Source organism: Streptomyces sp. NPDC056835 (assembly GCF_042789485.1).
Taxonomy (GTDB): domain Bacteria; phylum Actinomycetota; class Actinomycetes; order Streptomycetales; family Streptomycetaceae; genus Streptomyces.
In genome coordinates, this window is sequence record NZ_JBHUBB010000012.1 from 32,657 (window position 1) to 41,648 (window position 8,992).

Here is an 8,992-nt window from a genome sequence, read left to right on the forward strand (position 1 = left end):
AGACGCAGGCAGCGACGGTCCCGACTCACTCCCCGCCGGTCTCGTCCTCGTCCAGCTCCGGCGCATCAGGGTCCCGAAGCGGGCGCAGGACGCCGGCGGCGGGGGTCGAGGCGGTGAAGCTGTAGCGGCCGAGCAGGTTCAGGTTGCGGTGCTTGAGCGGGGAGAGCCGGGCGATGTCCTCCTCGCGGAGTTCGTGGCCCTCAGCCTGGAGCTGGGCGACGGCGGCGTCGATGTAGCGCGTCGTCCAGAGCACGATGGCGTTGAGGACCAGACCGAGCGCGCCGAGCTGGTCCTCCATGCCGTCGCGGTACGCCTGGTGGATGGTGCCGCGCTTGCCGTGGCACACATCGCGGGCGAGCTTGTGGCGGGACTCCTGCACAGTGAGCCGGCGGTTCATTTGCCGGCGGTAGGTGTCGTCGACCGGGTCGACCACGCGGAGCAGGTGTTCGGTCTTGGCGATGCGCCCGTATTCGGCGAACGCCTGCACCAGCGGGGTGGGGCGTCCCTCGCGGCCGAACATTCGCAGCAGGTCGTAGGCACGGACCTGGTTGGTGACCAGGGAGCCGGCGACCTTCAGCATGTCCGGCCAGTGCGTGATCACCTTGTTCAGGTTGACCCGGTTACGGGCCAGGTCCTCCAGCACTCCGTACACTCCGGTCTCCGCCCCGGGCATGGTCGCGCGCCAGAACCGCTGGTCGTCCAGGTCCCCGAACCGCGGGCTGAAGTTGCGGCCGAGGATCTTGAACAGGCCGAACACCATGTCGGAGTAGGAGGCGTTGTCGGTCGCCACCACCTCGGGCTTGACTCCGCCGTCGAGGTTCAGCAGCGCGTCCAGGATGTGCGGGGAGTCGCGCGGGGTGCCGGGCACGACCATCTGCCCGATGCCCGCGACCTGGTCGTTGACGGCATTGAGCCAGGTGATACCGCGCTTGAAGCCGAAGTACTTCGGTGACGGCGCCGAGCTGATCGTGCGCACGGGGACGACGAACCGCAGTCCGTCGACCGAGGCGAGTAGTCCGTTGCCCCAGAACTGCACGATGGGCACCTGGGCTTGGGCCTCGATCAGCTTCGCGTTTGCCGCGGTGATGGTGTCGGCGCGCGGGTAGTACTGATCGACGTGGACGAGTCGGGCCCGGGTGAGGGCCTCGTGCGCCGGGTTCACCACCGGGGTCAGGCCGATGTTGCACGCCTCCGACACGAGCAGGGCGACGAGGGAGGTGGCCAGGTCCTTCCTGCGGGTGGTGCCGTCGCCGAGGTGGACGAAGGCGTCGAGGAAGCCGGTCCAGGAGTGCACCTCGAACAGCAGGTCCGGCAGGTCGATCTTCGGGAGCATCTCCTCGACCCGCTTGCGCAGCGAGGCCAGGGACTTCGGTTCACCCAGGGCGCCGAGCTTGTCGACGTTCAGCTTCGCCCGCCCGTTGTCCTGCACCTCGATGGTGACCTTCGCTGCCGGTCCGGCCTCTTCGAGGCGTTCGAGGAGCTGCTTCCACCCCGCGTCCAGGCCGCGCACCAGCTCCGCCAAGTGCTCCTCGACGGGCAAGTCCAGGCTCAGGGCCGCCAGGACGTCCTTGCACACGGCCTCCCACTCGGGGCCCTCCAGCAGGCGGGCCCGCGGGTTGGACCAGCGGTGCGAAGGGGCGGCGAACACATCGCGGTTGTTCAGGGCCCGGTGTAACTGCTCCAGCACGCAGACCACGTACGCGTCCCGGTCCACCGCGCCCTGCGGCAGATCGGGGTTGGCGCAGACCGCCTTGCGCCAGGCCGGCGGCATCAGCTTGTCGTCGACCTCGCGCGGCAGCGGCGGCTTCACGCTCACTTTCCGCCGGGCCAGCACCGGAAGCGCCCGGACCTCGGCGAGGACCCGCTTGCCGCCACTGGCCGCGGACAGCGCTTTCGACTCGCCCAGCAGGGCGAGGAACGGCTTCACCGTGTGGTACCGGGTCACGAGCGCGGCCCACATCGCGATCCCGGCCGCGTCCTCACCCTCAGGCACCAGGGAGACCACCGTGGCCGCGGCGGTCGTCACGGCGGCGCGCGGGGCGACTTCCTCCAGCGCCGCCCACAGCGCGGTCACGTCCACGTCGGTGCCGTGTTCCTCGACCGTCTCCAGCTCCTCGACCAGCATCTCCCACGCGCGGGCGACCAAGCTGGACGCCTTCTCCAGCTGCGGCATCGTGGACAGCCGTTCCTTCTCCGTCTTCCGCTTCGCCGTGTTCAGCAGCCGGGAGGCCATGAGGACCTGGAACAGGTCCAGAGCCTCTTCGATCGCCTTCGCCTCCAGGTGCCGCATCACCGCGGTGAGCATCACCGTGCGCTTCGGCTCCGCCGCCCGCTCGCTCCAGCAACGCCGCCTTCGACCCCAACGCGTACCGGGCGAGCGCCGCCATCCGGTTCGGCGGGATCTGCGACAGCTTCAACCACCCGAGCCGGTACGTGCTGATCTCGTCCACCCGCTCCAGCGCGCGGGCGAACGCCGTCCCGGTGGTCCGCGTCGGCGGCCGGCGCAGCCACTCCAGCTCCGAGAACCGCGAGCCCTCCGGCGTCGTCAGCGTCTCCGCCAGATCGCCGGGCAGCGCCGCATCCACGCGGCGTGCGGCTCCCGCGACGGTGGCGTGCAACCGCTTGTCCGCGACCGTCCGGACCTCCGACACCTGCCGGGCCAGCACGCTCACCCCCGGCAGCAGCACCCGGTTGCGGCGCAGCCACCCCACCGCGTTGCCGAACAGTGCCTTCGGCCCCTCGGCGTGCGTCCAGGCCCGCCCGTGCAGGAACGTACGGAACCGCCGAGACCACTCCGAGCCCTCGTACTCGTGGTACTCGTAGGCGTCCCGGATCTCCCACGCGTGCTCGTAGGCCGTCTTCGGCCGCTCGGTGTACCGCTTCACCACCGACGGGTCCTCGATGCCGAGCTGCGCGGCCAAGTGCTCGACCACCGACCACGGGGCGTCGAGTGGATCGTCCGGGAAAAACCGGCCGATGTAGCGCACGGTGCACATCTGGAGCGCGAAGCCCAGTTGGTGATGCGTGGAGCGCCGCAACGCAATCAGATCGCGGTCGACGTCGTCCAAGAAGAAGAACCGCTCCAGCTCAGGGCGGGCCGGCTCCTCGGCGAACTTCCCGTACGCCTCGGCCTGGTCGTATTCTGCGCGCTCAGCATGTCTCATGAGACATCCCCGGTTAGGCCACTTCTGACCGATCATCTGATGCAGCGGTTCTTTCAGCAGGGTCCCGAGGGCAAGACCACCATGTACTGCCCACCTGGACGTATGCGCCGCAAGCGGCCTGCACGGCGACGCGGGCGGATGGCCGCCCACGAAGCGGAGTGCGTGCGCCTCGTCGGCCTTGGCACCATCCGCTTGCGCCGGGACGGGTCAGCGCCTGTTACCAGCGCGGGCTACGGGGTGGCGGCCGATCCGGAGGAAAGCGGGTTCTGCCTGAACTCGGCGATGGGGAACTTCGCCCCGGTGAGGTCTTCGGAGACGGCCCACAGCCGCTGCTGGACGGCTACCTCGTACGACTGCGGGCTGGAGGTGACCAGCCGGGGGTGGCCCTTGACCTCGTTGCGTCCGCCGGGGCCGTAGTACTGGCCGCCGAGCGCGGCGGGGTCGGTGGCGGCGCGCAGGATCGGCAGCGCGCCCATCGCCGGCGTCTGGGTGATCAGTGGCGCGAGCCAGGTGAGCGGAAGGCGGAGGGTCGCGGGGCTATTGCGGGCGAGCTCGGTGCTGGACATGCCGGGGTGTGCGGCCACCGCGATGGTGGTGCCGTGCGTGGCGAGCCGTCGCTGTAGCTCGTAGGTGAACATGAGGTTGGCCAGTTTGGACTGACCGTAGGCGGCGGCCCGGCTGTAGGACCGCTCCCAGTGCAGGTCGTCGAAGTGGATCGCGGCCCGGATGCGGTGGCCGGTGCTGCTGACCGTCACCACGCGCGAGCCGGGCACCGGCAGGATCAGGTCCAGCAGCAGCCCGGTGAGCGCGAAGTGGCCGAGGTGGTTGGTGCCGAACTGCATCTCGAAGCCGTCCCGGGTGGTCTGCTTCGGGGTGTACATCACGCCGGCGTTGTTGATCAGCAGGTCGATCCGGTCGAGCCGGGACCGCAGCGCCGCCGCCGCGGTCCGGACGGAGTCGAGCGAGGTCAGGTCCAGCGCCTGTACGGTCACGTCGCCGGTCATGCGCGCTGCGGCCCGCTCGCCCTTCTCGACGTTGCGCACGGCGAGCACCACGGAGGCCCCGCGCTCGGCGAGCGCCTTGGCGGTCTCGTACCCCAGTCCGGTGTTGGCCCCGGTCACCAGGGCCACCCGCCCGCGCTGGTCGGGAATATTCGCCGTCGTCCACTTTTCACTCATGTCGGACTCCCATCCAATTACGTACCGGAGGTATCTTGTGGTCACGACGATAAAGTACCCGCGGTACGCTGTCAACGTACCGCAGGTACTTAAGTTACGATGGTGATCGTGACTTTCCAGCGGGCGCGAACCGAAGAGCAGCGGGAGATCCGCCGACGGGCGATCCTCGACATGGCGTCGGCGATGCTCGATGAGATGCCCGTGGCCGCGGTCACCCTGAACGAGCTCAGCCGCCGCGTAGGACTGGCGAAGCCCAACGTGCTGCGCTACTTCGAGTCTCGCGAGGCGGTACTGCTGGAACTGCTGGACCGCCTCCTGCGGGAGTGGCTGACGGAACTGGCAGGCGAGTTGGCCGCCGGCATCGACGAGGATCTGCCCATGGCCGAGCGAGCGGCAGCGGTGGCCGAGATTCTCAGTCGCTCACTTTCCGGCCGAGTGGTGCTGTGCGACCTCTTCGGCGCACAGAGCAGCGTCCTGGAGCACAACGTCTCCGTCGCGGTCGTCGCACGCTACAAGCGCGCCTCCCTGGACCGCCTGACAACCATGACCGCCCTGCTCCTGAAGTACCTGCCGGAGCTGGGCGAGAACGCGACGCTGTTCAGCCTGCAGACCATGCTCATGGCCGGCGCGCTGCCGGCGTACAGCACACCCCCACCCAGCCTGCAGGCGGCCTACCAGGCCGAGCCCGACCTCGCCCGCTTCCACCTGGAGCTGAAGGACTACTTGAAGCTGGCCCTGACGGCAACCCTCCTGGGCGCGCTCCCCCGCAGCTGACCTGCGACGCACTGGAACAGGAAAAAATCCTCGCACTTCTCGCGCGCTCGGACGGTGGAGGCCGGGGTGCCCGAACGCAGCGATCCGTGCATGTGACCTGATGCGTTAGTGGGGGCCGCGAGGGCGGAAAGGGGTGACGGTGGATGAGGCGTCCTTGGCGAGTTGCTGTCCTAGGGCCTCGTTGTCATGGAAGAGGGCGGCGATCGCTGTCTGGGCGGCCTTCAGCTTCTTCTCCAGGAGCGTGCACTCCTGGGTCTTCGCGGTCAGGCGCTTCTTGAGGTCGGCGATGGCGGCATCGCGTTTCGCCTCACCAGGGGTGGCCTTGCCGTGGGCCGCAATGTGGGCGTCCCACTCGGCCAGAACCGGGCCTGAGCCCTTGCAGGGAGTGCCGTAGGTCCGGCCGCAGGTGCCGAGAGAGACCTTCCAACGGCTCGAACTGCTGCTGGAAGGCGTGTCATTCCTGCTCGGTGAGCTCGCGGTACTCCTCTTGCGGGCACTCGGCACGGCGGCGGTCCGGGAATCGGGGTGTCGAGCAGGACATGAGGCCGATCAGGGGCGCACACATCGCGGTGCCAGGACTGGTCGTCGTGGACATTGCCGCCTCGGACGGGCAAGCGCCGAAATGCGGTTCGTGAGGTGACGGATCGCCGACGCCGGGTCAGCGGGACCGGTCGCCGCCGGGCTGGAAGGGTGCCGCCTTTTCCTGCGGCTCGCCGCCCTCGCCCAGGCTATGTCCCGGTTTTGAGGAGGTGGTCGATGGAGTCGGTGCCGCCGGAAAGAGAGCTCTCACTGTTCAGGATGTAGTAGCCCTTTGCCCGTGGGATCATGACCATCATCTGGTACTGCATTTGACTGTCGGCCGTGAGCACGTGATTCCTGAGTAGCGAGAACGGGTTGTCGGCAAAATTGTCGACCCGCAGGACCCGGTAGTTGCGCGTATCAGACGAGGCATGGCCCCTCACCGGGAAAATTGCACTTTTCCATTGGCTTGCGCTCGTCGGAATGCTCTTGTCCTTTTCCTTGAGGTCCTGTGCCGCATTGGTGGCGAACGCCACCATGTGAATGTGCAGTTGCTCTTCATCCCGTCTGTACTTGGAGTTGATGCCCAGCCCCACAGTCATCCCTTGCCCGTGGAAGTAAGTGGGGACCCTATTAGCGGCGGCAAGCCAGTAGTCCGTGGCCCCAGGCTTCCAGATTGTGGGGCACTCGATTCCTTTGATTCGCTCGGTGGGAACCAGCAGATAGTGCACCTTGCTTCCAGATTTGCCACGCATCACCGCGTAACCGCTGTCAACCTCCTCGCAGGGACCGGGCTTTTCTTTGACGCACCTCTGAACTTGCTTCCAGAGCCATACCTCGTCCAACGGGCCGCCGCAATCGTCCGTGAGCGGAGCGGCGCCGACTGAATTCTCTCGATTCTCCGTGGACACGAAACACCTCAGCTGTGGATGGGGCCGACCGAAACCGTGTGTTCCGGCCCGGCCGGAGACAGAGGTGCCCTGCCCGTCGAGCGCTCAAGCCGATCGTCCGAGAAGTCACCTGAAGGTCCCAGCGCCTCCCTCGATGCGCACCGCGGTCGCCTGGGCGGTTGCCGCTCCGGTGCCCCGCACGAAATGGAATCGTCTGGCCACCTCGCAGCGGATCCGGCGCCACGGCCGGCAAGTACCAGCTGATCCCGGATCCACAGCCGTGAGGATCGGCAGCAACGCCTCCTGGACGACGGAGGCACTGCGCAGCCGCGTCGAGTTTGCAGCGGGCGCCGCCAGGGCCCTTGGAGACCAGGGCCTGCCGACCGCCCGACGCCAACGTCCGCCGCCGGCGGTTCGCCGACATCCGGGTCACCCTGAACCGCGGGGCGACCTCCCGTTCACTAGGGCGTGTTTCGAAAGTCCCGCCTGGCCTGTGACGCCCGGCACGCGCGCTCGCCGCGTTGTCGGAGTCGTCCACGTACGTCCAGTACGCGGACGATCCTCCGCAGGGCGACCCGAACGTGCTTGGCGAGGTGGCGCCACCGGACGCGAACGCGGGGCCCTCGCCCTCGGTCTCCGAAATCTGGATGTCGAGGTCCAGCTCGGCGAGGTCGGTGGTGTCTGCCAGCGGGGGCGAGGCAGCCGTTGGCCCGGACGCGCCGGCGAGGAGGAATGACCTTCCGGTCACCGTCGTCTGAGAGCGGCCGCGGTTTGGCCTGTGCGCGCTGACGATCCATGCGCAGTGGCGATGGTGGTTGTCACATTCGCGGGCCCGGTGGTGTCTTCATGCCAAACAGGCAAACGTCCAAGGAGAACACCATGGCGCTACGCGTCCCGAAGGCCGAGCTCCCCGCCGAGCTGCGCGAAAACCTGATCAAGCAGCTCGGTTCCGTGCCCGAGCCCAACGAGGTGCTGTGGCACAACCCCAAGCTCGCCGAGGCCAACCAGGAGTTCTCAGCCAAGGTGAGCACCTGGGACGCGGTCGACGCGAGCCTCAAGACGTTCGCGCACATGGCCGTCGCGGCACAGGTCGGCTGCAGTTGGTGCCTCGACATCAACTACTTCGCGGCACTGAACCAGAACCTCGACCTGGCCAAGGCGAGCCAGGTGCCGCGCTGGAGGGAGTCGGAGGTGTTCACGCCGTTGGAGCGGGAGGTGATGGAGTACGCCGAGGCCATGACGAACACGCCGACGACCGTCACCGATGAGCTGTCGGCGAGTCTGCTCGGCCGGCTCGGCCCGGCGGCGCTGGTCGAGCTCACCGTGTTCATCGGCTTCGCCAACCTGGCGGCCAGGTGCAACACGGCACATGGGATCACCTCGCAGGGCTACTCCGATGCCTGCGAGATCCCGCTGGCTGCGCGTCCTGAGACGTCCGGCGTAGCGTCGACGGCATGACCGAGGACCCGTTCGTCGCCCATCGCAGCCTGCTGTTCACGGTCGCCTACGAGATGCTCGGCTCCGCGGCCGACGCGGAGGACGTGCTGCAGGAGTCCTGGCTGCGGTGGGCCGAGGTCGACCGGTCGCGGGTGAGCGACGCGCGGGCGTACCTCGTCAGGACCGTCACGCGGCAGGCGCTCAACCGGCTGCGTACGTTGGCACGCAGCCGCGAGGACTACGTCGGCGAGTGGCTGCCGGAACCGTTGCTGACCAGCCCTGATGTCGCCGAGGACGTAGAGCTCGCGGAGAGCGTCTCGATCGCGATGCTGACCGTCCTCGAAACGCTCGGGCCGACGGAGCGGGCGGTGTTCGTGCTCCGCGAGGTCTTCGAGCTGCCGTACGGCGAGATCGCCGAGGCCATCGGGAAGTCCGCCGCCGCGGTGCGGCAGATCGCGCGGCGGGCACGCGAGCATGTGGCGGCCCGGCGGCCGCGGGTGCAGGTGAGCCGGTCGGAGCAGCAGGCCGTGGTGGAGCGGTTCCTGCTCGCTTTGCGCACTGGGCAGTTGCAGGAGCTGGTGGAGGTCATGGCGCCGGACGTGGTCTTGATCGCCGATGGTGGCGGGCTGGCGGCCGCCGCTCTGGCTCCGATCCACGGGGTCGAGCTCGTGGCGAAGGTGCTCGTGCGCGCGAGGCGGGTGGAAGTGGCCGCGCTCGCGACGACGGCCGTGTGGCTCAACGGCGCACCTGCGGGCCGGATCGAGATCGACGGCGAGCTGGCCACGGCGGTGAGCTTCGTGGTGGAGAACGGGCAGGTCACCCGGGTCTACTTGGTGAGAAACCCGCGGAAGCTGACGAGACTGGACGAGCCGGCCGAACTCGCAAGGTAAGCCAGCCGCTGCTCTGGCGTCGTGGGGGTTTGGGGGGGGAAAGCCCCCCGCACAAAACCCCCCCCAAACCGGCCCGGACCCGCGTGGGGTTTGGGGGGGTTTACTGTAAAAGGTAAGGGGGGGGAATGGACAGAGGGCAA

General features: G+C 68.3%; 7 protein-coding genes and 1 pseudogene. 4 read left to right on the forward strand and 4 right to left on the reverse strand.

The window, feature by feature from the left end; all coding sequences use genetic code 11:
• Nucleotides 1–25: 25 nt before the first annotated feature.
• Nucleotides 26–3,164 (reverse strand): annotated as a pseudogene (locus ACFRMN_RS15720) (Tn3 family transposase).
• A 230-nt stretch (nucleotides 3,165–3,394) separates the two neighbouring features.
• Nucleotides 3,395–4,342, reverse strand: coding sequence for an SDR family NAD(P)-dependent oxidoreductase (locus ACFRMN_RS15725; RefSeq protein ID WP_383019157.1), 948 nt, complete (start codon nucleotides 4,340–4,342; stop codon nucleotides 3,395–3,397).
• A 108-nt stretch (nucleotides 4,343–4,450) separates the two neighbouring features.
• Here ACFRMN_RS15725 and ACFRMN_RS15730 point away from each other — a divergent pair, with 108 nt between their 5' ends.
• Nucleotides 4,451–5,116: a TetR/AcrR family transcriptional regulator gene (locus ACFRMN_RS15730; RefSeq protein WP_383019159.1), complete on the forward strand. Its 666-nt coding sequence runs from the start codon at nucleotides 4,451–4,453 to the stop codon at nucleotides 5,114–5,116.
• A 105-nt stretch (nucleotides 5,117–5,221) separates the two neighbouring features.
• On the opposite strand, the gene ACFRMN_RS15735 is transcribed toward ACFRMN_RS15730, so the two are convergent.
• A complete protein-coding gene (locus tag ACFRMN_RS15735; RefSeq protein WP_383019162.1) occupies nucleotides 5,222–5,620 on the reverse strand; it encodes a hypothetical protein in 399 nt (132 codons plus the stop codon).
• A gap of 35 nt (nucleotides 5,621–5,655) precedes the next feature.
• On the opposite strand from ACFRMN_RS15735, the gene ACFRMN_RS15740 reads away from it, so the two are divergent.
• A complete protein-coding gene (locus ACFRMN_RS15740) occupies nucleotides 5,656–5,751 on the forward strand; it encodes a DUF6207 family protein (RefSeq protein WP_383019164.1) in 96 nt (31 codons plus the stop codon).
• Nucleotides 5,752–5,844: 93 nt separating this feature from the next.
• On the opposite strand, the gene ACFRMN_RS15745 is transcribed toward ACFRMN_RS15740, so the two are convergent.
• Nucleotides 5,845–6,546, reverse strand: coding sequence for a CDP-diacylglycerol diphosphatase (locus ACFRMN_RS15745; RefSeq protein ID WP_383019166.1), 702 nt, complete (start codon nucleotides 6,544–6,546; stop codon nucleotides 5,845–5,847).
• A gap of 858 nt (nucleotides 6,547–7,404) precedes the next feature.
• On the opposite strand from ACFRMN_RS15745, the gene ACFRMN_RS15750 reads away from it, so the two are divergent.
• Nucleotides 7,405–7,983: a carboxymuconolactone decarboxylase family protein gene (locus tag ACFRMN_RS15750; RefSeq protein WP_383019169.1), complete on the forward strand. Its 579-nt coding sequence runs from the start codon at nucleotides 7,405–7,407 to the stop codon at nucleotides 7,981–7,983.
• Complete coding sequence (locus ACFRMN_RS15755; protein WP_383019172.1) at nucleotides 7,980–8,852, forward strand: RNA polymerase sigma-70 factor; 873 nt, start codon at nucleotides 7,980–7,982, stop codon at nucleotides 8,850–8,852. The genes ACFRMN_RS15750 and ACFRMN_RS15755 overlap by 4 nt, the downstream gene beginning before the upstream one ends.
• Nucleotides 8,853–8,992 lie beyond the last annotated feature (140 nt).